This is a genomic window from Corallococcus sp. 4LFB, from assembly GCF_046520365.1.
Classification (GTDB): domain Bacteria; phylum Myxococcota; class Myxococcia; order Myxococcales; family Myxococcaceae; genus Corallococcus; species Corallococcus caeni.
This window is the reverse complement of sequence record NZ_JBKGHJ010001275.1, coordinates 1-356: the sequence shown is the minus strand read 5'-3', so window position 1 is coordinate 356 and position 356 is coordinate 1. Positions and strand designations below refer to the sequence as shown.

The window sequence follows — 356 nt, the reverse complement described above, 5'->3', positions numbered from 1 at the left end:
AACTGCTGACGCTCCGGAGCCGTGAGGAGCGGCAAGCTCGCGAGCGTCGCGTCCGGCTTCGCGGCGATGGCCTCCAGCAGCACGCCCAGGTGGCCCACCATGCGCTGCACGGTCGAGGCGTCGAAGAGGTCGCTGCTGTACTCCAGGACACCGATGAAGCCCTGGGGAGAGTCCTGCAGCGTCAGCGTCAGGTCGAACTTCGCGGAGCTCGATTCGAGCGGAAGCTGCTCGAAGGACAAGCCCGGCACACGCAGTGCTTCGGTGGGCGTGTTCTGCAGGGAGAACATCGCCTGGAAGAGCGCGCTGCGGCTCAGGTCGCGAACGGGCTGGAGGACTTCCACCAGCTTCTCGAACGG

Annotated in this window: 1 protein-coding gene; it reads right to left on the bottom strand. The window is 66.6% G+C overall.

What is annotated here, in order from left to right; all coding sequences use genetic code 11:
* Nucleotides 1-356, bottom strand: a 356-nt coding sequence (locus ACLEQD_RS45295) for a condensation domain-containing protein (RefSeq protein WP_410392056.1), incomplete at both ends; no start/stop codon positions are given.